The 22,759-nt window shown below is 70.8% G+C and carries 21 protein-coding genes; 12 read left to right on the top strand and 9 right to left on the bottom strand.

The window, feature by feature from the left end:
- The first annotated feature begins 6 nt into the window (after positions 1–6).
- The 3 genes from ACFZA2_RS17110 to ACFZA2_RS17100 all read left to right on the top strand — a co-directional run bounded on the left by ACFZA2_RS17110 (position 7) and on the right by ACFZA2_RS17100 (position 2,139).
- Positions 7–1,263: an alpha-hydroxy-acid oxidizing protein gene (locus tag ACFZA2_RS17110; RefSeq protein ID WP_391407203.1), complete on the top strand. Its 1,257-nt coding sequence runs from the start codon at positions 7–9 to the stop codon at positions 1,261–1,263.
- Positions 1,264–1,399: 136 nt separating this feature from the next.
- The gene (locus tag ACFZA2_RS17105; protein WP_391407201.1) at positions 1,400–1,831 is read left to right on the top strand and encodes a chemotaxis protein CheY; all 432 of its coding nucleotides are present in this window, start codon (positions 1,400–1,402) and stop codon (positions 1,829–1,831) included.
- Positions 1,828–2,139 (top strand): winged helix-turn-helix domain-containing protein, encoded by a 312-nt coding sequence (locus ACFZA2_RS17100; RefSeq protein ID WP_391407199.1) that lies wholly within the window; start codon positions 1,828–1,830, stop codon positions 2,137–2,139. Before ACFZA2_RS17105 ends, ACFZA2_RS17100 begins: the two co-directional genes overlap by 4 nt.
- Before the next feature lie 29 nt (positions 2,140–2,168).
- Here ACFZA2_RS17100 and ACFZA2_RS17095 read toward each other — a convergent pair whose 3' ends face one another.
- The 3 genes from ACFZA2_RS17095 to ACFZA2_RS17085 form a co-directional block, all read right to left on the bottom strand.
- Positions 2,169–3,779, bottom strand: coding sequence for a DHA2 family efflux MFS transporter permease subunit (locus ACFZA2_RS17095; protein WP_391407197.1), 1,611 nt, complete (start codon positions 3,777–3,779; stop codon positions 2,169–2,171).
- 179 nt (positions 3,780–3,958) lie between these two features.
- The gene (locus tag ACFZA2_RS17090; protein ID WP_391407195.1) at positions 3,959–5,323 is read right to left on the bottom strand and encodes an MFS transporter; all 1,365 of its coding nucleotides are present in this window, start codon (positions 5,321–5,323) and stop codon (positions 3,959–3,961) included.
- Positions 5,320–5,781 carry a MarR family winged helix-turn-helix transcriptional regulator gene (locus ACFZA2_RS17085; protein ID WP_391407193.1) on the bottom strand — a complete coding sequence of 154 codons (462 nt, stop codon included), beginning with the start codon at positions 5,779–5,781 and terminating at the stop codon, positions 5,320–5,322. Before ACFZA2_RS17085 ends, ACFZA2_RS17090 begins: the two co-directional genes overlap by 4 nt.
- 119 nt (positions 5,782–5,900) lie before the next feature.
- Between ACFZA2_RS17085 and ACFZA2_RS17080 the strand changes: the two genes are divergently transcribed.
- Positions 5,901–6,749, top strand: a complete 849-nt coding sequence (locus ACFZA2_RS17080) for an alpha/beta fold hydrolase (protein ID WP_391407191.1) — start codon at positions 5,901–5,903, stop codon at positions 6,747–6,749.
- A 175-nt stretch (positions 6,750–6,924) separates the two neighbouring features.
- Here the strand turns inward: ACFZA2_RS17080 and ACFZA2_RS17075 are convergent, their stop codons facing one another.
- The 3 genes from ACFZA2_RS17075 to ACFZA2_RS17065 form a co-directional block, all read right to left on the bottom strand.
- A complete protein-coding gene (locus ACFZA2_RS17075; protein ID WP_315994446.1) occupies positions 6,925–7,929 on the bottom strand; it encodes a sugar phosphate isomerase/epimerase family protein in 1,005 nt (334 codons plus the stop codon).
- 37 nt (positions 7,930–7,966) lie between these two features.
- Positions 7,967–9,157 carry a Gfo/Idh/MocA family protein gene (locus ACFZA2_RS17070; RefSeq protein ID WP_391407214.1) on the bottom strand — a complete coding sequence of 397 codons (1,191 nt, stop codon included), beginning with the start codon at positions 9,155–9,157 and terminating at the stop codon, positions 7,967–7,969.
- A gap of 104 nt (positions 9,158–9,261) precedes the next feature.
- Positions 9,262–10,311, bottom strand: coding sequence for a substrate-binding domain-containing protein (locus ACFZA2_RS17065; RefSeq protein WP_391407189.1), 1,050 nt, complete (start codon positions 10,309–10,311; stop codon positions 9,262–9,264).
- A gap of 299 nt (positions 10,312–10,610) precedes the next feature.
- On the opposite strand from ACFZA2_RS17065, the gene ACFZA2_RS17060 reads away from it, so the two are divergent.
- From ACFZA2_RS17060 to ACFZA2_RS17050, 3 genes are all read left to right on the top strand, one after another.
- Entirely contained in the window at positions 10,611–12,086 is a 1,476-nt protein-coding gene (locus ACFZA2_RS17060) for a sugar ABC transporter ATP-binding protein (RefSeq protein ID WP_391407186.1), read from the top strand.
- The gene (locus tag ACFZA2_RS17055) at positions 12,083–13,135 is read left to right on the top strand and encodes an ABC transporter permease (protein ID WP_391407184.1); all 1,053 of its coding nucleotides are present in this window, start codon (positions 12,083–12,085) and stop codon (positions 13,133–13,135) included. The genes ACFZA2_RS17060 and ACFZA2_RS17055 overlap by 4 nt, the downstream gene beginning before the upstream one ends.
- A 102-nt stretch (positions 13,136–13,237) precedes the next feature.
- Positions 13,238–14,419: an ROK family protein gene (locus tag ACFZA2_RS17050; protein ID WP_391407182.1), complete on the top strand. Its 1,182-nt coding sequence runs from the start codon at positions 13,238–13,240 to the stop codon at positions 14,417–14,419.
- A 141-nt stretch (positions 14,420–14,560) separates the two neighbouring features.
- Here ACFZA2_RS17050 and ACFZA2_RS17045 read toward each other — a convergent pair whose 3' ends face one another.
- Positions 14,561–15,469 carry a LysR family transcriptional regulator gene (locus ACFZA2_RS17045; protein ID WP_391407180.1) on the bottom strand — a complete coding sequence of 303 codons (909 nt, stop codon included), beginning with the start codon at positions 15,467–15,469 and terminating at the stop codon, positions 14,561–14,563.
- A gap of 71 nt (positions 15,470–15,540) precedes the next feature.
- On the opposite strand from ACFZA2_RS17045, the gene ACFZA2_RS17040 reads away from it, so the two are divergent.
- From ACFZA2_RS17040 to ACFZA2_RS17020, 5 genes are all read left to right on the top strand, one after another.
- The gene (locus ACFZA2_RS17040) at positions 15,541–16,491 is read left to right on the top strand and encodes a DMT family transporter (RefSeq protein ID WP_391407178.1); all 951 of its coding nucleotides are present in this window, start codon (positions 15,541–15,543) and stop codon (positions 16,489–16,491) included.
- 9 nt (positions 16,492–16,500) lie between these two features.
- Entirely contained in the window at positions 16,501–17,550 is a 1,050-nt protein-coding gene (locus ACFZA2_RS17035; RefSeq protein ID WP_391407176.1) for a biotin/lipoate A/B protein ligase family protein, read from the top strand.
- Complete coding sequence (locus ACFZA2_RS17030) at positions 17,547–18,494, top strand: DNA methyltransferase (RefSeq protein ID WP_391407174.1); 948 nt, start codon at positions 17,547–17,549, stop codon at positions 18,492–18,494. The genes ACFZA2_RS17035 and ACFZA2_RS17030 overlap by 4 nt, the downstream gene beginning before the upstream one ends.
- Positions 18,495–18,815: 321 nt before the next feature.
- Complete coding sequence (locus ACFZA2_RS17025; RefSeq protein ID WP_391407172.1) at positions 18,816–19,124, top strand: DUF2470 domain-containing protein; 309 nt, start codon at positions 18,816–18,818, stop codon at positions 19,122–19,124.
- Between the two features lie 44 nt (positions 19,125–19,168).
- The gene (locus tag ACFZA2_RS17020; protein ID WP_391407170.1) at positions 19,169–19,822 is read left to right on the top strand and encodes a heme oxygenase (biliverdin-producing); all 654 of its coding nucleotides are present in this window, start codon (positions 19,169–19,171) and stop codon (positions 19,820–19,822) included.
- Here ACFZA2_RS17020 and ACFZA2_RS17015 read toward each other — a convergent pair.
- Together ACFZA2_RS17015 and ACFZA2_RS17010 are read right to left on the bottom strand one after the other, a co-directional pair.
- Positions 19,810–20,832 carry a DUF916 domain-containing protein gene (locus tag ACFZA2_RS17015; protein ID WP_391407168.1) on the bottom strand — a complete coding sequence of 341 codons (1,023 nt, stop codon included), beginning with the start codon at positions 20,830–20,832 and terminating at the stop codon, positions 19,810–19,812. The two genes, ACFZA2_RS17020 and ACFZA2_RS17015, sit on opposite strands and share 13 nt — an antisense overlap.
- Before the next feature lie 65 nt (positions 20,833–20,897).
- Entirely contained in the window at positions 20,898–22,715 is a 1,818-nt protein-coding gene (locus tag ACFZA2_RS17010) for a hypothetical protein (protein WP_391407166.1), read from the bottom strand.
- Positions 22,716–22,759 lie beyond the last annotated feature (44 nt).

The following is a 22,759-nucleotide window of genomic DNA, read 5'->3' as shown; positions in this document are numbered from 1 at the left end:
ATCTCCATGGTGCAGCGACAGCTCCCCAAAGTCGGCGAGCTCCTCGAGCTCATGCAGTTCAAGAAGCCCGAGCTCGACGCGCGCAAGCGCCGCCTCGACGCGGCGCTGACGATCGCCGACCTCCGCACGATCGCAAAGCGTCGCACCCCCAAGGCGGCCTTCGACTACACCGACGGCGCCGCCGAAGGCGAGCTCTCGCTCGACCGGGCCCGCCGCGCGTTCGAGGACGTCGAGTTCCACCCCGACATCCTGCGTCCCGCGGCGAACGTCGACACCTCGTGCGAGATCCTCGGCGGCCCCTCGGCGCTGCCCTTCGGCATCGCGCCCACCGGCTTCACGCGCCTGATGCAGACCGAGGGCGAGACGGCGGGGGCGTCGGCTGCGGCGGCCGCCGGCATCCCGTTCACCCTGTCGACGCTCGGCACCACCTCGATCGAGGGCGTCAAGGCGGCCAACCCCGTCGGGCGCAACTGGTTCCAGCTGTACGTCATGAAGCAGCGCGACATCTCGTACGGCCTCGTCGAGCGCGCCGCCAAGGCCGGCTTCGACACCCTGCAGTTCACCGTCGACACCCCCATCGCCGGCGCCCGCCTGCGTGACAAGCGCAACGGCTTCTCGATCCCGCCGCAGCTCACGGTCGGCACGATCGTCAACGCCATCCCGCGCCCGTGGTGGTGGATCGATTTCCTCACGACGCCCAAGCTCGAATTCGCCTCGCTCAGCACCACCGGTGGCACCGTCGGCGAACTGCTGAACGCCGCCATGGACCCGACGATCAGCTACGACGACCTCGACGTCATCCGTGGCATGTGGCCGGGCAAGATCGTCGTCAAGGGCGTGCAGAACGTCCAGGATGCCGCGCGCCTGGTCGACCGCGGTGTCGACGGCATCGTGCTCTCCAACCACGGCGGTCGCCAGCTCGACCGCGCGCCGATCCCGTTCCACCTGCTGCCGAAGGTCGTGCGCGAGGTCGGGAAGGATGCCACGGTCATGGTCGACACGGGCATCATGAACGGCGCCGACATCGTGGCATCCATCGCCCTGGGGGCGAAGTTCACCCTCATCGGGCGCGCGTACCTCTACGGCCTGATGGCCGGTGGACGTCAGGGCGTCGACCGCACCATCGCGATCCTGCGGAGCGAGATCGAGCGCACCATGACCTTGCTCGGCGTCTCGTCGCTCGAGGAGCTCGAGCCGCGCCACGTGACGCAGCTCACGCGTCTGGTCCCGGTCGGCGACCAGGCGGTCGACGCGCGCGTCTGACGGACCGGGCGACGTCCGGGCCGAGCGCGATGCGGGGGCGGAGTTCGTCTCCTTCCCCGCATCGTAGACCGGGTGGGAGAAAGTACTTGCCATAAAGGAAAGTACTTGCAAGACTGAAGGGGTCGAAAGGACTCCCATGGACGCCCACCCCGCGGTCACCGCTTCCGAAGCCCGAACCCTCCTCGCCCGCGCGGAGCGCCTCAGCAGGTCCGCCCACGACGCGACCCGCTGGCCCTACATCACCTTCATCGTGGCGCTGGGCGTGGCGACGTCCATGGGGACCTTCGCCATGGCCCTCGCGACGGGCGATGCGTTCGCTCTCGCCTACGTCGGCACCCTGGCCGTGACGTTCGCACTGCTGCTCTTCTTCGTCATCAGCATCCAGGGGCGCGCCGCGTTCGCCCGCAGTCGCCGGTGGACCGCGTACATCGCCGCGTGGTTCGCCTCCTACGCGATCGCCCTGGCCGTCGTCATCTGGGCGCACGGGTCTGTGCTGCTCGCGGGCGTGGCATCCGGAGTCGTCCTGCTCGTCTCCCTCGTCTGCGCGGCGCGCGAGGCTCGCTCATGACCACGGCTGCCCGGCATCCACGGCACCGTCTCGACGACCTGCTCCAGAACTCCGTGCGCTTCTCGATCATGGCCGCCTTGGACCGCGCGACGACCCTGAGCTTCAAGGAAGTGCGCGATGCCGTGGAGGTCACCGATTCCGCGCTGAGCAAGCAGGTGTCGGCGCTCGAGGCGGCGGGATACCTCTCGGTCGGGAAGTCGTTCGCGGGCAAGATGCCGCGCACCTCCCTGACCATGACCGCGGAGGGTCGCACGGCGTGGCGGAGTCACCTCGCCATCCTCCGAGAGATCGCCGGCGTCGACGCCTGACCCGCGGGCTCCGGGCGAGCTCGCCACGCTCACGCCCTCTCGTCGATCCTCTCCTCCGCGCCCTCGCGACGCCGCGCGCCCGCGCCGAGCGTCGCCGTCGAGGCGAGCCCGAGCACGAGGAAGCCCGCCGCCGTGAAGGCGGCTGCGCGAGTGCCGTCGCTGAATGCGGCGCGGGCGTTGATCGCGAGGTCCTGCGTCTCGGGCGACGCGGCCAGGCCCGCGATCGCCGCGCCGGCGCTGTCGACCACCTGCGACACGACCTCGTCGCGCTGGGCGGCGGGGATGCCGCGATCGTCGAGGGTGGATGCCAGCACCCCCGCCGTGGTCGAGAAGAGCACGGTCCCGAGCACGGCGACGCCGAGGGCCGCCCCGAGCTGCCTCGAGGTCGATTGGGTGCCCGACGCCTGTCCGCTGGCCGACGAAGGCACCTTCGCGAGCACGACACCGGTCAACTGCGCGGTGGCGAGACCGACACCGACCCCGTACACGAAGAGGAAGGGGATGAGCGGGCCCCAGGTGGCATCCGGGCCGATCGTGAACGCCACTCCGGCGACGCCGATGATCTCCGCCAGCAGGCCCCCGCGCACGATCCAGACCGGGGCGACGCGCCCGCTCAACGCCCCGGCGATGCCGCTCGCGACGAACGAGCCGATCGCGAGGGAGAGCAGCAGCAGGCCCGTCTGCAGCGCATCGAAGCCCACGACGAACTGCAGCCAGAGCGGGAGGGCGAGGATGATGCCGAACTCGCCGAGCGAGACGACGGCTGCGGCGATGTTGCCGTTGCGGAACGAGGCGATGCGGAACAGCCCGAAGGCCAGCAGGGTCGGCTCTCCGCGGCGCTGTCGCCACAGGCCCCACGCGATGAACGCCACGAGGGCGACGAGGGCCAGTCCGAAGGCCAGGGGGACCGGTGACAGGGCGAGCGGCCAGGTCCAGTCGCCGATCGTCGGGGCGGAATCGAGTGTCCACCATCCGTAGGTGCGCCCCTCGATGAGCCCGAAGACGAGCGGGGCCATCGTCAGCACCGACAGCAGCGCACCCACACCGTCGATGCGCTCGACGCGATCGCTGCGCGACTCGGCGACGGTGAACAGCACGCCGATGGCGATGAGCAGTCCGAGCGGGATGTTGATGCCGAACGCCCACCGCCACGAGAACGCGGTGGTGAGCCAGCCGCCCAGCAGCGGGCCGACGGCCGCCATGCCGCCGATCGTGGAACCCCACACGGCGAAGGCGATGCCGCGCTCGCGCCCACGGAAGGTGGCGTTGATGATCGATAGCGTCGTCGGGAGGATCATCGACCCGCCCACGCCCTGGATGAGGCGGGCGAGGATGAGCAGACCGCCGGTCGGCGCGAGGGCGGCGGCGATCGACGCGACGGCGAAGACGACGACGCCCAGGAGCATGAGCCGTCGTCGACCGAACCGGTCGGCGAGGCTGCCGAAGACCAGCAGCAGCGAGGCGAAGACGAGGGTGTAGGCCTCTTGGACCCACTGCACCTCGGTCGAGGAGATCTTCAGCTCCTCCACGATCGAGGGCACGGCGACGTTGACGATCGTCGAGTCGACGATGATCAGCGAGACGGCGATGCTGATGAAGACGAGGCCCGCCCAGCGGCGTCCGTCCGGGATTCCGTTCATGTAGCTAGATTATCTAGCTAGATTATCGAGGGAAAGGGGCTTGCGTCGATCTGCTCGTGAGTCGCCGGTGAGTGTTCCTCGGGGGTCGACCGATCCTGCGTGTCCGCTCGAGCCGTCGGGCGCAGCCGCGCCGAGCGGCAGCGGACTGCGAACGGCGGCCGCGCCCGCGGCGCGGCGGATCAGGCGCCGTGGCGCGGGCGTAGGGCCGATCGTTCGCCCGGCGGGAGCGGGATGGGCGTGGTCCCGGCGATCTCGTCGCTGAAGTCCTCGGGCTCGGGGTTCACGACGGCGATGGGCCGTGTCTCGTCGACGGTGAGGCGGAAGCGCTTCGTGTCGTGCCGGTGCACGCGCCCCGAGGCGAGGGTCCACGTGACGCCGATGCCGCACGCGACGAGGGCGACGCCGGCCGCGAGCGCGATGGCCGCGCGCGGGCCGAACTCGGCGGCGACGGCTCCGACGATGGGGGCGCCGACGGGGGTGCCGCCGAGGAGGATGGCCATGTACAGCGCGAGCACCCGCCCGCGCAGGGCGGGGTCGGTCGTCGTCTGCACGTAGCCGTTGGCCGTCGTCAGGGTGGTCACCACGCAGAAGCCGGTCAGCACGAGGGTCGCCGCGTACGTCTCGTAGGAGGGGGCGAAGACCGAGAGGGCGGATGCCACGGCGAACCCGCCCGCGCCCAGGATCACCACGCGCATACGGGCGCGTTCACGGCGGGCGGCCAGGAGGGCGCCGGTCAGGGAGCCGATCGCGACGAACGAGCTCAGCAGGCCGAAGCCGTCGGCGCCGCGCCCGAAGGCGAGGGCCATCGTGGAGGCGAAGATCGGGAAGTTCATGCCGAACGCGCCGAGCAGGAACACCATGACGAAGATCACGACGAGGTCGGTCCGGTGGGCGACGTAGCGGAAGCCGTCGGCGAGCCGCGCGGGCCCGCCCCGGCGGTGGTGCACCACGAGCTCGTGGGGTCGCATGATCAGCAGGGCGGTGATCATGGCCAGGAACGTGAACGCGTTGACGAGGAACACCCACCCGGTGCCGATCGCGACGATCATGACGCCCGCGACCGCCGGACCGATCAGGCGTGCGGTGTTGAACGACGCCGCGTTCAGGGCGACGGCGTTCGAGGCGTTCTCCTGGGCGACGACGTCGGACACGAACGCCTGCCGGGCGGGGTTGTCGAACGCGGTCACGACGCCGAGCGCGAGGGCGAAGCCGAACATCATGGGCAGGGTCATCACCCCGGTCAGCAACAGGATGCCGAGGGTCACGGCCAGCAGCAGCAGCGCCGACTGCGTGCACATGATGAGCTTGCGGCGGTCGAAGCGGTCGGCCACCCACCCCGTCACGCTCACGAGCAGGAGCGGTGGCGCAAACTGCAGCGCCATGGTCACGCCCATGGCGGCCGCGTCGTTGTCGGTCAGCTGGGTGAGCACGACCCAGTTCTGGGCCGTCGCCTGCATCCAGGCCCCGACGTTGGAGACGAGGGCGCCGATGAACCAGACGCGGTAGTTGAAGATCGACAGCGACCGGAACATCGACGAGCTCATCTGTCGGCCACCTTCCTCATGATCACCGCGGCGCGGGCCAACGTGTCGCGTTCCTCGGGGGAGAGCTCGGCGAGGGCCTCCTCCACGAAGGCGTCACGGCGTCGGACGGTCTCGTCGACGATCGTGCGCCCGAAGTCGGTGAGGTCGATCGTCACGCGGCGACGATCGACCTCGTCGGGGGTGCGGCTGATGTAGCCCGCCTCCTCGAGCAACGACACCGTCCGGTTCATCGACGGGGCGGTGACGCGCTCACGATCGGCCAGCTGGCCGAGCGTGTGCGCACCGTGCACCGTGAGGGCGGCGAGGACGGCGAACTGCCCGTCGCTCATGGTGTCGACGGCCCGCTGCGCCCGGAGGCGACGGGCCAGACGGAACGTTGCCATGCGCAGCTCGGAGGCCGCGGCGCTGAAGTCATGACTCAGGTCGGGAAGGGGGGATTCGTCGACGCGATCATTCATGTTCCTGCCTTCGAGGGTAGCTCATTAGTCTTGCTAACGGAATGGATGCCGCGCTTCGCGGCCGCGCGGTCGCGCCTTCCGGCCGCCCGTCGACGACGCCTCGCCCCTAAACTCGGCGCATGCCCGAGTTCGTCGACGCCTACGGCATCCCGATCGTCTACGACGTCCACGAGGCCGCCGAGCCGCGGGCCGTGGTGCAGCTGCTGCACGGCGTCGGTGAACACGCGGGTCGCTACGGCGCTCTCATCGACGCCCTCGTCGCCGACGGCTACACGGTCTACGCCGACGACCATCGAGGACACGGGCGCACCGGGCTCCGCCAGTGGGGCGGCGACCACCGGCGGCTCGGACGGCTCGGCCCCGGCGGTCTCGGTGCCGCGCGCGACGCGGTGTGGACCCTCACGCAGCTCATCCGCGAGGCGCATCCCGACCTGCCGCTGGTCCTCCTCGGCCACTCGTGGGGGTCGTTCCTCGCGCAGATGCTGCTGGACCGGCATCCGGACGCCTACGACGCCGTCGTGCTGAGCGGGTCCGCCCTCCGCTGGCCGGGGGCGCTGAACGCTGGCGACCTCAACGCCCCGTGGAAGCACGTGCGCGGGTCGGGGATGGAGTGGCTCTCGAGCGACGAGCAGGTGGGCCGCGACTTCGTCGCCGACCCCCTGACGACCTCGGAGCCGCTGATGAAGCTGTTCGGACCCCTCGAGGCGGCCAAGCTCTTCGGTCGGCCGCGGCGCGATCTCGGCCACGACGTGCCGATACTGCTCATGGTCGGTCGCGACGACACCGTGGGCGGTCCGCGCAGCGTCCACCGGCTGGCGGACGCCTTCCGCGACCGGTCGGGTCTCACCGACGTCACGACGCTGGTCTATCCGGGCGCGCGGCACGAGATCTTCGCGGAGCGAGAGCAGGATGCCGTCCGCGCCGACCTCCTCGCGTGGCTCGACCGGCGACTGCCGGCGCGGGGCTGACGACGCGGCGGCGCGGCGCCGCCCGGAGTCCGCGGGGCGCGGGTGAGCCCGAGCCGATCGCCGCGTCCGGTCCCCCGACCCTGCAGAGCGAAGGGCCGGATGCGTGCGCACCCGGCCCTCCTCCCCGCTTCCGACCAGCCCCCCGTTCAGCCCCCCCCGTTCAGCCCCCCCCGGGTCAGCGCCGGCTGAATGCCGCGTCGAACGCCGCCCCCGACGGTTCGTACGACGACAGCTTCCGCACGAAGCCGAGCGCCTCGGGCGCTCCGACGAGGCGGTCCATGCCGGCGTCCTCCCACTCGACCGACAGCGGGCCGTCGTAGCCGATCGCGTTCAGCATGCGGAAGGCGTCCTCCCACGGCACGTCTCCGTGGCCGGTGGAGATGAAGTCCCAGCCGCGGCGGGGGTCCGCCCACGGCAGGTGCGACGACAGGCGGCCGTTGCGGCCGTTCGACAGACGCTTCTTCGTGTCCTTGCAGTGCACGTGGAAGATCTTGTCTTGGAAGTCCCACAGGAACGCGACCGGGTCGATGTCCTGCCACACCATGTGCGAGGGGTCCCAGTTCAGCCCGAACGCCTCGCGGTGCCCGATGGCCTCGAGCGCCCGCTTCGTCGTCCAGTAGTCGTAGGCGATCTCCGAGGGATGCACCTCGTGGGCGAAGCGCACGCCGACCTCGTCGAAGACGTCGAGGATCGGGTTCCACCGGTCCGCGAAGTCCTGGTACCCGGCATCCACCATCTCCTCGGTGGCGGGCGGGAACATCGCGACGTACTTCCAGATGCTCGACCCGGTGAAGCCGGTGACGGTCTTCACCCCCAGCGCGGAAGCCAGGCGGGCGGTGTTCTTCAGCTCCTCGGCGGCGCGCCGGCGGACGCCCTCGGGGTCGCCGTCGCCCCACACGCGGTCGGACACGATGTCGCGATGGCGCTGGTCGATGGGGTCGTCGCAGACGACCTGGCCCTTGAGGTGGTTGGAGATCGTCCACACCTTCAGGCCGTGGCGCTGGAGCACGTCGAGCTTGCCCTGGACGTACTGCTCGTCGTCCCAGCGCCAGGGGTCGAGGTGATCGCCCCAGCAGGCGATCTCGAGGCCGTCGTAGCCCCACTCGCCGGCGAGTCGGGCCACCTCCTCGAACGGCAGGTCGGCCCATTGGCCCGTGAACAGGGTGATCGGTCGCGTCATCGCGGGAAACCTTTCATCGGAAGGGAACGGGGGCGTTTCAGGATGCCGCGTACGCGCGGTCGGGAACGGTCGACGGTGCGAAAGAGGGCTCGACGCCCGTCCAGACCCCGTTCGCGTCGGAGCTGCGGGCCACGGCATCCAGGACCTCCTGCACGTGGAGACCGTCCGCGAAAGACGGGCGCGGATCCTCGTCGGCGGCGACCGCCTCGACGAAGTCCTTCGCCTGGTGCGAGAAGCCGTGCTCGTAGCCGAGCATGTGACCGGTGGGCCACCAGGCGCCGACGTAGGGGTGCTCGGGTTCGGTGACGAGGATGCGGCGGAACCCCTGCTCCGTCGCGGGCAGCGTGGCGTCGTAGAACTGCAGCTCGTTGGGGCTCTCGAGGTCGAACGACAGCGAGCCGAGGGAGCCGGAGATCTCCACGCGCAGGGCGTTCTTGCGGCCGAGACGGAATCGCGAGGCCTCGAACGAGGCGAGGGCGCCGTTCTCCAGCCGCCCCGTGAAGAGGGCGAGGTCGTCGACGGTGACGGCGCCGCGCCCGGCGCCGGCCGAGCCCGAGAGCCCGGAGGCGGAGCCCAGCACGGGGCGCTCCGACACGATCGTCTCGAGCAGACCCGCCACCCGCGTCACCCGCAAGCCGGTCATGAACTCGGTGATGTCGACGGCATGGGCGCCGATGTCGCCGAGCGACCCGGAGCCGGCGCGATCCTTCTGAAGGCGCCAGGTCAGCGGTGCTTCCGCGTCGCTGAGCCAGTCCTGCAGGTACTCGGCGCGCACCTGACGGATGTCGCCGAGGCGGCCGGCGGCGATCAGATCTCGGGCGAAGGCGGTCGCGGGCAGGCGTCGGTAGGTGAAGCCGACCATCGAACGGGTGCCGAGCCGCTGGGCGGATGCCGCGGCTTCGGCCATACGGCGGGCTTCGTCGACGGTGTTGGCGAGGGGCTTCTCGCACAGGACGTGCTTGCCCGCCGCGAGCGCGGCGATGGCGATCTCGGCATGGGAGTCGCCGGGGGTGACGATGTCGACGACGTCGATGTCGTCGCGCTCGAGCACCTCGCGCCAGTCGGTCGAGCTCTCGGCCCATCCCCAGGTGTCGGCCGCGGCCCGGGTGCGGGCGGCGTCGCGTCCGACGAGGACGCTCATCTCGGGGGCGAGGGGGAGATCGAAGAAGCGGGGTGCGACGCGCCATCCCTGGGAGTGCGCGGCGCCCATGAAGCCGGCGCCGATCATGGCGATGCGAAGGGGACGGGTCATGGGCGAGGCCTTTCGTCGCGGAGGACAGTCGGGGGTGAGGAAGGGGGCGCCCGTGACGATCGCGGACGCCCCCGGGCGGGTCAGGACTCGAATGCCAGGTCGATGTACGACGCCACGTTGTCCTTCGTCACCACCGGGGCGTCCAGCACGATGCGGTTGGGCACGCTGGGGGTGATGAGGTCGCCGGCGGTCTTGCCCTGGGCGATCAGACGCGCGAGGGCGATGCCGTCGGCGGCCTGCGTCGAGGGGTAGATGACCGTCGCCTGCAGCGGGGTGTCGCCCGCTTCGATCGCCTCCATGGCATTGCGGCTCCCGGCGCCGCCGACCATGAAGAACTCGTCGCGTCCCGCCGCGGTGATGGCGGCGAGCACGCCGATGCCCTGGTCGTCGTCGTGGTTCCAGATGGCGTCGATCTTCGGGTTGGCCGAGAGCAGCTGCGAGGTCGCCGACTCACCGCCCTGCACGGTGAAGTCGGCGGCGACACGTGGGCCCACTTCGAGGCCGCAGTCCGACAGGGCGTCGGCGAAGCCGGCGGAGCGGTCCTGCGTGAGCGGAAGCGAGTCGATACCGGCGATCTCGGCCACGACGGCGTCGCTCCGGCCGCCCAGCTGATCGCAGATGTAGGTGCCGGCGCTGACGCCCATGCCGTAGTTGTCGCCCAGCACGGTCGATCGGGCGGCGAAGGGGCTGGAGAACTCGCGGTCGACGTTGATGACCGGGATGCCCGCGTTCATCGCCTTGATCGCCACTTCGGTCAGGGCGGCGCCGTCGCTGGGCAGCAGCACGATGGCATCCACCTTGTTGTTGATGAAGGTCTCGACGGCGGCGATCTGCGCGTTGACGTCGTTGGTGCCCTCGGCGACCTGCAGGTCGACGTCGGAGAAGCTGTCGCCGGCCGCCAGAGCGCCGGAGTTGATGGCACCGAGCCAGCCGTGATCGGCGGCGGGGCCCGAGAAGCCGATCGTGACGGTGTCGCCGGCAGCGGCGTTCTCCTCGGTGGTGGTGCCCTGGTCGACGATGTTCTCGCCTTCGGTGCTCGAGCCGGTGCACCCGGCGAGCAGGCCGACGGCGGCCAGGAACGCCGTCCCCGTCAGGATCAGGCGGGAGCGCGTGGTCAGCTGTGAGCGCATGTCTTTCCTCCTTGAATGTGATGCGGCAGGGCCATCGCGGCCCCTCGCTCGAGGAGGAGTCCACTCTGACGCGGCTCACGCTAGCAGAATGCAAATTCGTTCTGTCAACTTTTGTCTGACTGTCGACAGAAGCACGTGGTTCGAGAATAAGCGATATGACGGGGAAATCTTTTCGTCGTATCGGGGGATGCCGTGGCTGAGGAGTGCGCGAAGGGGGTAGCGGAGATGCCCGGGGCGCATGTTATGTTCGCCGCGTGATCAAAGTTGACCATGAGGCGTCATTACTCACCGTCCGAGGGGTGACCAAGTCGTTCGCTGGAGTCCACGCCCTCCGCGGCGTCGACCTCGACATCCGCGCCGGCGAGGTGCACTGCGTGCTCGGACAGAACGGCGCCGGCAAGTCCACGCTCATCAAGACGCTCGCCGGCGTGCACCGCCCGGACGGCGGCGAGATCCTCTGGCTCGGCGAGTCCGTGGAGATCGTCGACCCCGACGCCGCCATCGAGATGGGCATCGCCACGATGTACCAGGAGCTCGACGTCGTCGACGGTCTGACCATCGCCGAGAACATCTTCCTCGGCCACGAGCTCGCCCGCGGCGGTTTCACCCAGCGGCGCGAGGCCGCTCGGCAGACCACCGAGTTGCTGCGGCGGCTCGGACACGCGAACCTCGGTCCGCACACCGAGGTGGGCACGCTCAGCGCCGCCAACAAGCAGATCGTGAGCATGGCGCGCGCGCTCTCGCACGACATCAAGCTCATCATCATGGACGAGCCCTCGGCCGTCCTCGACACCGAGGAGGTCAAGAACCTCTTCGCGGTGGTGCGCGAGCTCACGGCATCCGGGATCGCGGTGGTGTACATCACCCACCGGCTGGAAGAGATCCGTCAGATCGGCGACCGGATCACCGTGCTCAAGGACGGCCGCACGACAGCCGTCGGCCTCCCCGTCGCCGACACCCCCACCGGGGAGCTCATCAGACTGATGACCGGTCGCGAGATCGCCAACGTCTTCCCGGAACGGATGCCGATCGACGCCGACGCGCCCGTCGTGCTCGACGTGCAGGGGCTGGCGTTGAACGGCGTCTTCTCCGACGTGTCCTTCACGGTCCGCGCCGGCGAGGTGGTCGGTCTCGCCGGACTCGTCGGTTCGGGGCGATCGGAGATCCTCGAGACGGTCTACGGGGCGCGGAGGTCGTCGGCGGGCACCGTGTCGGTGCGCGACCGCGTCCTGCCGCGCGGGTCGGTGCACGCGTCCGTCGGCGCGGGCATGGGCTTGTCCCCGGAGGAACGCAAGAGCCAGGGCCTCGTTCTCGACGAGCCGATCTTCGTCAACATCGCGCTGGCCTCGATGTCGCGCTTCGCCAAGGGCGGGTTCCTCGACGACCGCGCGGCGCGCGCGGTGGCACGGGAGCAGATCGAGGCCTTCGAACTGCGACCTGCCGACCCCGACAGACCCGCCCGCACCCTCTCGGGCGGGAACCAGCAGAAGATCCTTCTGGCCCGGTGGCTCGTGCACGGCACGAGCGTGCTGCTGCTCGACGAGCCCACGCGCGGCGTCGACGTCGGCGCCCGCGCCGAGATCTACACCCTGATCCGCGACCTGGCCGCGGCCGGGAACGCGGTGGTCGTCGTCTCGAGCGAGATCGAAGAGGTGCTCGGTCTCGCCGACACGGTCCTCGTCGTCGCCGACGGCAGGATCCTGCGCACCCTTGCCTCGCACCAGATCGACGAGCACGGTGTGCTCGACCTCGTCATGAAAGGAACCGCCGCGTGAGCGAGCCGACCACCCCGACCCGTGCGCGCACGGCCCCCTCCCCGACCGGCTCCGCGCCGGTCTCCCCGTCGGCGGGCTCGCCGCTGCGGGCGCTCTTCTCCGGCTCCGCCGGTCGCAACATCGGTCTCGTCATCGCGCTGCTGGTGATGTTCGTCGTCGGCGCCCTCACCGCCCCCGGGACCTTCCTCACCCTCGACAACGTGTTCGTGATCTTGCGTCAGGCCTCGATCGTGGGCGTCATCGCCGTCGCGATGACCCTCGTCATCATCGCCGGCGGCATCGATCTGTCGGTCGGCTCGGTGACCGGACTGGCCTCCGTCGTGGGAACGCTCGCGGTGGTGCAGGATCTCGCCGACTCGATGCATTGGATCGTGTTCGTCCTGCTGGCCCTCGCCGTGGGCGCGGCCGCCGGTCTCATCAACGGCATCGTCATCGCCTACGGCAACGTGGTCGCGTTCATGGCCACGCTGGCGATGCTGGTGGGAGCGCGCGGTCTCGCCGAGATCCTCGCCGACCGGCGCACCCTCGTCGTGCAGGATCGCGGGTTCATCTCCTTCATGAACGCCGACATCCTGGGCGTGAACATGCTGATCTGGATCTTCCTCCTCGTCGCCGTGGCGGGCTGGGTGCTGCTGAACCGCACCACCTTCGGTCGTCGCACCGTGGCCATCGGCGGCAATCGCGAGGCCGCGCGTCTCGCCGGCATCAACGTGCGCCGCCACGTCATGTGGCTCTACGTGCTCGTGGGGCTCGCGTCCGGCATCGCCGGGGTCATGTTCCTCGGGCGCACCACGGCGGGCAGCTCCACGAACGGCCTCCTGCTCGAACTCGACGTGATCGCCGCGGTCGTCGTGGGCGGCACCCTCCTCGTGGGCGGGCGCGGAACGATCACCGGCACCGTGTTCGGCGTGCTCATCTTCGCGACGCTGACGAACGTGTTCATCCAGAACAACCTGTCGTCGTCGGTCCAGGCGGTGGCGAAGGGGGTCATCATCGTCGTCGCGGTGCTTCTGCAGCAGCGCTTCTCCCGCCCGTCGGGTCGGGGCTGAGGCGCCACCCCTTGCCGGCGGTGGCTGCGCTTTCCGTGCCGTCGCCGTCGGCTCGTGGATCGTGGTGATGGCAACTGATGGTGTACTGAGGGCGTGAAGAGGATGAGCACAGATTCCGTGCAGACCGGCAACGGCGCAGGGCAGCTCTTCCAGCTGTTGCGTGACGGGACCCCGCGCACGCGCGCGGAACTCGCGAAATCGACCGGACTGGCCCGCTCGACGGTCGCGATCCGCGTCGACGAGCTCATGCGGATGGGCTTGATCACCCCCGTCGCCGACGCCGTGAGCACGGGCGGTCGCCCGCCGTCGCAGTTCGCGATCAACCCTGCGGCGAAGGTCGTCGTCGCCGCCGACATCGGTGCGTCGCACGCCACGGTGGCGATCGTCGATCTCGCCGGCACGGTGCTCGCCGAGACCGGTTCGGCGCTGGATGTCGCGCTCGGTCCGGTCCCGGTGCTGACCTGGCTCGTCGACGGAGCACGCGGACTGCTGTCGTCGGTCGAGCGCTCGGTGTCCGACGTGGTGGCGATGGGGATCGGCGTGCCGGGACCGGTCGAGCATTCGACCGGTCAGCCGGTGAACCCGCCCATCATGCCCGGGTGGGACCGCTTCGACATCCCCGGCTGGATCTTCGAGCACATGCCCGTCCCCGTGCTCGTCGACAACGACGTCAACATCATGGCGCTCGGTGAGCAGGGCTCCGCGTGGCCGGGCGTCGAGCACCTCATGTTCGTCAAGGTCGCCACCGGCATCGGCACCGGCATCATCTCCGACGGGCGACTCCAGCGGGGAGCCCAGGGCATCGCCGGAGACATCGGTCACGTGCAGGTGGCGCGCGGTGCCGACATCCCGTGCCAGTGCGGCAATCGCGGCTGCCTCGAAGCTCTGGCGTCCGGACCCGCCATCGCGCGCGCGCTGCGCGCGCAGGGGATCGAGGCGCACAGCGGCTCCGACGTGGTCGACCTGGTCAAGCGCGGCAACATCGATGCGATCCAGGCGGTGCGCCAGGCCGGCCGCGACATCGGCGAGGTGCTGACCACCTGCGTGAGCCTGATGAACCCGTCGGTGATCGCCGTCGGCGGCTCGATGGCGCGCGTGGGCGAGCACCTGATCGCCGGGGTGCGCGAGGTCGTCTACTCGCGCTCGACGCCGCTGGCGACGGAGTACCTCTCGATCGTGCAGTCGGTCGAAGCCGAGAAAGCGGGGGTGCGCGGGGCGAGCATGCTCGCGATCGAGCACGCGCTGTCGCCCGAGTCGCTGTCGACGGCGTTCCTTCCGGCCTGACGGCGGCGCGGCGTTCGCGGAGGACGCGACGCTCCGCCGGGCCGGCCGTCTCGACGGACGGCGAGCGCCGTCGGAGTCCCGCCCGCGGCTCGCGCCCGCCGACGGCCGCGGCCCCTCCGGCCGCCCGTGACCGCGCCCGCCTCAGCCCGCGGCATCCGTCGCGCGAGCCGCGACCGTCCGCAGCGCCCGCAGCACGCGCCGCACCGCCGCGTAGGCGAGCGCGTCCGGTCGCGCGAGCGCGTCGACGTGCCGCACCAGGGGCAGATCGGCCAGCGGACGCAGCACGAGCCCCTCGCCGGCGAGAGGCAGCGCCGTGGTGCGCGGCAGCACCGCGACCGCGGCCCCCGCGCGCACGACCTCGGCGGTCACCGAGAACTCGTTGATGCGGTGGGCGATCTCGAGCGGTCGACCGACGTGCGCGGCCAGATGATCCAGCACCCCGGCGAGGGGGAAGCCGGGATGCACCGACACCCAGCGCTCACCGGCGACATCCCTCGCGCGCAGCCGCTCACGTCGAGCGAGGGGATGGGCGGCGGGCAGAGCGATGTCGAGCGCCTCGGTCAGCAGCGGCGTCGCCACCACCCGTTCCGAGGGCCAGGGCTCGTCGTGCGCGAGGCGGTGAGCGATCACGAGGTCGTGGTCGGCGGTCAGTCCCGGGAAGTCCCGGTGCGCCACGTCGGCGTCGGCGAGACGGAGGAGAGGGATGCCGTCGAGCTCGCGCAGCAGCGGACCGAACAGCGCGAGTCCGGCGCTGTGGAAGGCCGACACCCGCACCGGTCGCGCGTCATCGTCGAGGAAGGCTCCGACCGCCTCCCGCGCGGCGGTGAGCGCCTCGTCGACGCGCGTGCCCGCGGCGGCGAGGGCCTCCCCGGCGGCCGTGAGGGTCAGCACGCGACCGCGGCGCGCGGTGAGCGGCACCGGTACGCGCGCTTGGAGGTGCGCGAGCTGCTGCGATACCGCCGACGCCGAGATGTGCAGTGCCGTGGCGACCGCGGCCACGCTCCCTCGATCGCCGAGTTCGCGAAGCAGGCGGAGGTGCGCGGGATCCATAAGTCAAAACTTACGGGAACGTGAAGCATCTGGCCGTTGCTCTTCCGATTGGCGCGGCCGAGGCTGGACGCATGACCCGCCGCCCGCCCGAGATCGTCGTCGACGCGCTCCTCATCGCCGTGGCCGCGGTGTGGGGCGCGAGCTTCCTCGCCGCGAAGGAGCTCACCGCCGAGGTGGGCGTGGCCCCGGCCGTCGCCCTGCGCTTCCTCGTCGCGGCCGCCGCGCTCGGGGTGGTCTGCGCCGTGCGCCGAGAACGGATGCCACGCGGCCGAGGTCTCGCGATCGCCGTGGCGCTCGGCTGCTCGCAGGCGGCCGTGATCGGCCTCGAGACCTGGGGCGTCCACCTCACCTCCGCCACGAACGCGGGACTGCTCATCAGCCTCGCCCTGGTGTTCACCCCCGTGCTCGAGAGCATCGCGGCGCGTTCGTGGCTGCCGCGGTCGTACTTCGTCGCCGCCGTCGCGGCCGTGGTCGGAGTGGCTCTGCTCGTCTCCGGCGGGGGCATGCGGATGCCGAACCTCGGCGATGCCCTCGTGATCGCCGCGGCGGTCGTCCGTGCCGTCCACGTCACGGCCAGCGCGCGACTCACGCGCGGACGGCGCGACAGCACGCTCGCGGTCGTGCTCGTGCAGCTGACGGTGTGCGCGGTGACCTCGTCGGCGGTGGCCGGTGCCGACCTCCCGCTCGCCGTGGGCCGGCTCACGGCATCCGGGTGGGGGAGCGTGCTCTTCCTGGGACTGCTGTGTTCGGTCTTCGCGTTCGTCGTGCAACTGTGGGCCGTGCGCCGCACCTCCGCGACGCGCGCGAGCATCCTCATGGGCACCGAGCCGGTGTGGGCGCTCGCCGTGGGTGTGGCAATCGGTGGAGAAGCGGTGGGGGTCCCGGGTCTGGCCGGTGCCGTGCTCATCGTCGCGGCGTCGTACGCCGGCCAGGCGATCGAGCGGCGCCACCGTCGCGCGCTCGCCGCAGCCGGGGCTCCCGCCCCACCGGCGCCCGTCCCGGCCGCGGCGCCGCCGCCGTAGGCTGGACGCATGCACGGCGAGTACAAGGTCCCGGGGGGAAAGCTGGTCGTCGTCGACCTCGAGGAGCGCGAGGGCCGCATCCACGGCTTCCACCTCGCGGGCGACTTCTTCCTCGAGCCCGACGACGCCCTCGACGACATCGACGCGGCCGTGAACGGCCTGCCCGTCGAGTCCGACGTGCCCACGATCGCGGCGGCCATCCGCGCCGCCCTGCCCGAGGGTGCGCAGCTGCTCGGCTTCACGCCCGAGTCGGTCGCCACGGCCATCCGCCGCGCGCTGGTGACGGCTCCCGGCTGGGCCGACTTCGAGTGGGAGGTCGTGCACGACGCTCCGGTGTCGCCGCGCATGAACCTCGCGCTCGACGAGGTGCTGACCGCCCGCGTGGGCGCGGGGCTGCGCAAGCCCACGCTGCGCCTGTGGGAGTGGAACGAGAACGCCGTCGTGATCGGCTCGTTCCAGTCGCTGCGCAACGAGGTCGACCCCGAGGGCGCCGAGAAGCACGGCTTCGACGTCGTGCGCCGCATCTCGGGCGGCGGTGCGATGCTCATGGCCGCGAACTCGATCGTGACGTACTCGCTGTACGTCCCGGCATCCCTCGTGGCCGGGATGACCTTCGCCGACTCGTACGCCTTCCTCGACGACTGGGTGCTGCAGGCGCTGCGTTCGCTCGGCATCGACGCGGTGTACCAGCCGCTGAACGACATCGCGGGTCCCCACGGCAAGATCGGCGGCGCCGCCCAGAAGCGGCTCGCCAACGGCGGGGTGCTGCACCACGCGACGCTCAGCTACGACATGGACGGCCAGGTGCTCACCGAGGTGCTGCGCATCGGCCGCGAGAAGCTCAGCGACAAGGGCACCGTGTCGGCGGCCAAGCGCGTCGACCCCCTCCGCAGCCAGACCGGTCTCCCGCGCGATCAGGTCATCGACCGCTTCATCCAGACCTTCACGACCCTTTACGGCGCGACCGCGGGGCGCATCACCGACGAGGAGTACGCCGAGGCCGAGGCCCTGGTCGAGACGAAGTTCGCCACCGACGCGTGGCTGCAGCGCGTCCCGTGAGCATCGACGCCCTGCCCGACGCCCCCGAACCCGGCCGCGTCGAGATCCACCACGCCGACAACCTGACCGTCACCCCGGCATACACCGACGGCTCGTTCGCCCTCGTCTACCTCGACCCTCCCTTCAACACGGGGCGTACCCGTTCGAAGGCGGTCGAGTCGGCGACCTGGACGGCGCCGGTCGAAGAGCCTCAGGATGCCGCCGAGCCCGAGGCCGTGGCATCCGATCCCAACATGCTCGACTTCCCCGAGGAGGAGCCGCCTCCCGCCCCCGTCGTGCAGCGCGGCTTCCACGGGCGCGAGTACGCGCGCCTGCGCGGTGACCTGCGCACCTACGACGACCGCTTCGACGACTACTGGGGCTTCCTCGAGCCGCGTTTGATCGAGGCGTGGCGCCTGCTCGCCGACGACGGCACGCTGTACCTGCACCTCGACTACCGCGAGGTGCACTACGCGAAGGTGATGTGCGACGCGCTGTTCGGGCGCGACAAGTTCTTGAACGAGCTCATCTGGGCGTACGACTACGGCGCGAAGACCAAGCGCCGCTGGCCCACGAAGCACGAGACGATCCTCGTGTACGTGAAGAACCCCGCGACCTACTTCTTCGATTCGGATGCCGTCGACCGCGAGCCGTACATGGCCCCGGGCCTCGTGACCGCCGAGAAGGCCGCCCGCGGCAAGATGCCGACCGACGTCTGGTGGCACACGATCGTGCCGACCACCGGCCGGGAGAAGACGGGCTACCCGACGCAGAAGCCCGAGGGCGTGCTGCGGCGCATGGTGCAGGCATCGAGCCGCCCCGGCGACCGCGTCCTCGACATGTTCGCCGGCAGCGGCACGCTCGGGGCGGTCGCGGCTCCGCTCGGTCGCGACGCGGTACTCATCGACGACAACGCGGATGCCGTGGCCGTGATGCACAATCGCCTGGAGCCGTTCCGGGGCTGAGGTCCCGCCGCTGCCGCGCTCGTGGCCGGTCACGTGGTGTCCCCGGGTTTGGGGCACGTTTCGCGGTTTGGGGCGGAGAATTCCCCGCCCCAATCGGCAGAGTCCGCCCCGAACCGGGCCGGGTCGGGCAGCCGGGTTGGGCCGCTGCCGCGGGGTGTCCCCTGGGTTCGGGGCGCGTTTCGCGGTTTGGGGCGGAGGATTCCCGCCCCGAACCGCAGAATCCGCCCCAAACCGGAAGCGGGCCGGATGCCCGCCCCGCGCCGGGGGCGGGACCGAGCCGGGCACCCCCACCGGGCAGCCCAACGAAGTTAGGCTTACCTAATGACGTACGTTTTCGACCCTGAGATACAGCGAGCCGTGCTCGCCCACATGAACGATGACCACCGCGACGACAACGTGCTCATCGCGCGGGCGTTCGGTCCGGTGGGGGGAGTCGGGTCGGCGCGCATGACCGGATTCGACGGCGACGGGGGCGAGTGGGTCGTCACCGATGAGGGCGGCGCCGCGACCGAGGTACGCGTGCCGTGGCCGGGCGGGTCGATCGTGGAGCGGCACGAGGTGCGTCGCGAGATCGTCGCGCTGTACGACGAGGCGTGCCGGCGGCTCGGGATCGAGCCGCGGCCCCATTGATTATGAAGGTTAGGCTCTCCTAACCTTCTCGGTATGATGGCGGCATGAGTGCTGTCATTCCGTTCTCCGTCGCCCTGCGCGAGCGCTCGCGCACCGCCCACTCCTCGAGCGAGGGCGCCGACTTCATGACGAACCTCATGAAGGGGTCGGGCACGCGCGACGACTACGTCGCGCTCGTCGCGCAGCACTGGTTCATCTACGAGGCGCTCGAAGAGGCCACCGAGCGCATGCGCGTCGACCCCGTGGCATCCGTGTTCCTCAGTGGCAAGCTCACGCGCCTTCCCGCTCTCGAGGCCGACCTGGAGTTCCTCATCGGCGCCGACTGGTGCGAGCGCATCACGCCGCTGCCGACGACGCAGGCCTATGTCTCGCGGATCCGCCGCGTCGCGGCGACGTGGCCGGGTGGCTTCGTCGCCCACCACTACACCCGCTACCTCGGCGACCTCTCGGGCGGGCAGTTCATCGGTCGGCTCATGCAGCGTCACTTCGGCTTCGACACGAACGGCATCGGGTTCTACCTGTTCGGCGACATCGCCGACCCCGACGCGTTCAAGAACGTATATCGCGAGCAGTTGGATGCCGCTCCCTGGGACGACGACGAGAAGGAGCGCGTGATCGAGGAGGTGCTCGTGGCCTACCGGTTCAACACCGAGCTGTTCGTCGACCTCGCGCGGGCGAAAGCGGCTCAGTCGGCCTGAGCCGCCGCCCCGCCGCGCCGCCGCCGCCGCGCCGCCACCGCGGCATCCGCGGCATCCGCAGCACCCGCCCGCATCCGGCGGCGCACGAGCAGCACCGCGACGAGTACCGCCACGAGGATCACCGCCAGGAGCGCATACAGACTCCACGGCACCGCCGCGACCGAGAACTCGGCCGTCACCGGCGCGAGCGGCGCGGCACCCAGACCGACCGCCTCGGGCGTGAGCTCGACCGAGCCGGCGACCCAGCCGAGCGAGAACGTCGGCACCTCGCGCGCGACCACCACGGTCGACCCCGGAAGCACCTCGGTCAGCTGCACCGGCGGGGTGCGGGCGCCGAAGAGGCCCGCGGTGGCGACCGTCTCAGCCCCCGTCAGTCGCGTGTTGCCGGTGTTCGCGAACGCGTACTCCACGACGAGACGGCCCGAGTCGAACGGGTTCCAGGATGCCTCGTACCGGGCGGACAGGCCCGACACGGACACGGCCGGCAGAAGCTCACCCGCGACCCGGAGGTTGATGCGCGTTCCCAGGCGGCGGTCGACGGACAGCGTCGATGAGGCGTCGGTGCTCGTGAACGAGGTCACGATGCCCGCGGCGTGGTCGCCGGGGCGCGCGTCGGCGGGCACCGTGACGGTGAAGGGCACCTCGGCGGACTCGCCCGGCGCCAGGGAGAGCGACGTCGTGGCGACCGACACCCACGTCCCGGCGCCCTGCGACGGCTGCCCGTCGACGAGGACGTCGATCTCGCCGGTGGATGCCGTGAAGGCGTCGGCGGCGTAGACCGCGAGCGGCAGCGGCTCGGTACCGGTGTTGACGACCGTCATGACGTCGGAGATGACGGTTCCGGGGTCCACTACGTCGTACGTGAAGTTCGCGCGGCCCGTGCCCTGCGCGTTGTCGGCCGTCTGCACGGTCCAGGCGACGCCGCCGTCGGCGGCCGTCGCGGGTGCGGGAGCGACGATCGCGAGGAGAAGGGAGCCGAGGAGGGCGAACGTGAGAGGGCGTCGAAGCACGGGCGGGCTTTCTGCGGGACGGGCGACGGGGACCCCGACGCGCGTCGGAGTCCCCGTCGGGTGGATTACTGCAGGGCGGTGATGGTGAGCTTGGCGGTGTAGTCGCCGGCCGGGGTCGTCCCGGGGATCACGAGCGACAGGTCGGCTCCGACGGTGGCGTTCGCGGCCGCGGTGGACGACGCGAGCACGCGCGACGCCCCGAGCCCGGTGCCGCCGAGGCGGGTCGACGCGACCTCGGCGCCGGCGGTGACTGTCTGTCCGGCCGTGACGAGCGTGGGCTTCCAACCGAGCAGGTCGCTCGAGAACGACCCGCCCGTGCTCGATGCGAAGTTTCCGACCTGGCCCGAGATGCTCCACGTGTACGGCGTGGTGCCCCCGGCGCGCGTGTCGGTCACGACGATGTTCGTCAGCGTCCCGGAGGCCGTGAAGTTCGCGCCGTCCTGGACGGCGGTGCCGAGGCTGGCCGGCGAGGTGCCCTCGAACGCCCATCCGAACGAGCCGGTGGGGTTGTCGACCCAGTCCGGGACCTCGACGATCACGTCGGTCGACGAGGCGAAGGCGATCGGGGTGAACGTTTCGAAGGGGGCGTACACGGTGCCGCTGCCGGCGTAGGTGTAGATGCCGAAGTTCCCCGCGGCGAGGTTCTGCGCCTCGGTGGTGCTCAGGGCGAGATCGACCGAGAACGTGCCGTCTTCCTTCAGCTCGATCGCGCCGCTGTTCGCGCCGCCGATGGTCGCCATGCTGGCGGCCGGGACCGCCCACTTCTGCGTGATCACCGAGCGTGCCGACGAGGCGGCCCCGGCCGTGGGCTTCCAGACGTCGGCGAACTTGCCGAACACCACGTACGTTCCACTGAAGGTCCCGGCCAGGGGCGGTCGCGTGCCGTTGGTGGCGGTGCCCGACGGCAGGAAGCCGCTGCCCGAGACGGTGACCGTCTCACCCTGGGTGAGACCGGTTGTCTTCGAGACGGTGACCGTGGGAGCGGATGCCGCGGGCGCAGCCGTGTAGGCGACCGAGAGCGGGCTCGCGGGCTTGCGCGCGTCGGCCGAACCGCCCGAGGAGTACCAGTACGAGCCCTGACCGGTCTTCACCTGGAAGTCGACGAACGACTGCGGGAAGGCTCCGGCGTTCGCGCCGGTGGTGACCTGGGCGACCGAGCCCTCGGGGACGGTGATCGTGCGACCGAGGTAGTCGGGGGTCACGGTGAATCCGGTGGGGGTCACGTCGACGCCGGTGAGGGTCGCGATGACCACGTTCGGCTCCGGGGTGAGGGTCTCGAACTTGTCGGGGTCGTCCATCGAGGTGCCGTAGCCGCCGAGGGTCGCGGTGACCGTTCCGGTGCCGTCGGACGCGACGGTGAGCTTCGGGTCGGTGATCCACGAGCGGGTCATGCCCGAGTAGTACGCCGAGGTGAACGACCCGGTCCACTGGATCGTCGCGGTGTTGGCATCCACGTCGACCGTGCCGGTGCCGCCGGTGATCTCGGCGATGTGGCCGGAGTTCAGGCCGTTGCCCGAGGTGATGGTGGTGCCGTTGGCGTCCGTGCGCAGGCCCGCGAAGGTCGCGGTGGCGTAGCTGCCGTCGGCCTGCTTCTTCAGGATCTGCGTGTTGCCGTCGCTCTGCTTCCAGTTCGACGCGGTGACGCGGTCGGCCGACGAGGTCGCCGTGACGATCCCCGCTGACAGCAGGTTGACCGTGCCGGGGGCGAAGGCGGCCGCGTTGGATTCGGCGTTGATGCCCCAGCGGAAGACGGCGCCGTCGACGGTGGTCTCGGCGGCGTGCGCGGGGGCGGCGACGAGAGCCCCTCCGAGGGCGATCGCCGCGGCGGCGAGACTCGCGGTGGTCACGCGGACGAACCGGCGTCTGTGCGTGGAGGAATCCACGTTCGTTCCCTTCTCCGCCTTCCGACGGGTCCCGACGGCATGCC

Source organism: Microbacterium sp. NPDC007973, from assembly GCF_042958465.1.
GTDB classification, from domain to species: domain Bacteria; phylum Actinomycetota; class Actinomycetes; order Actinomycetales; family Microbacteriaceae; genus Microbacterium; species Microbacterium galbum.
Note: the sequence above shows the minus strand (reverse complement) of the source record. Positions and strands in the feature narration are given on the sequence as shown.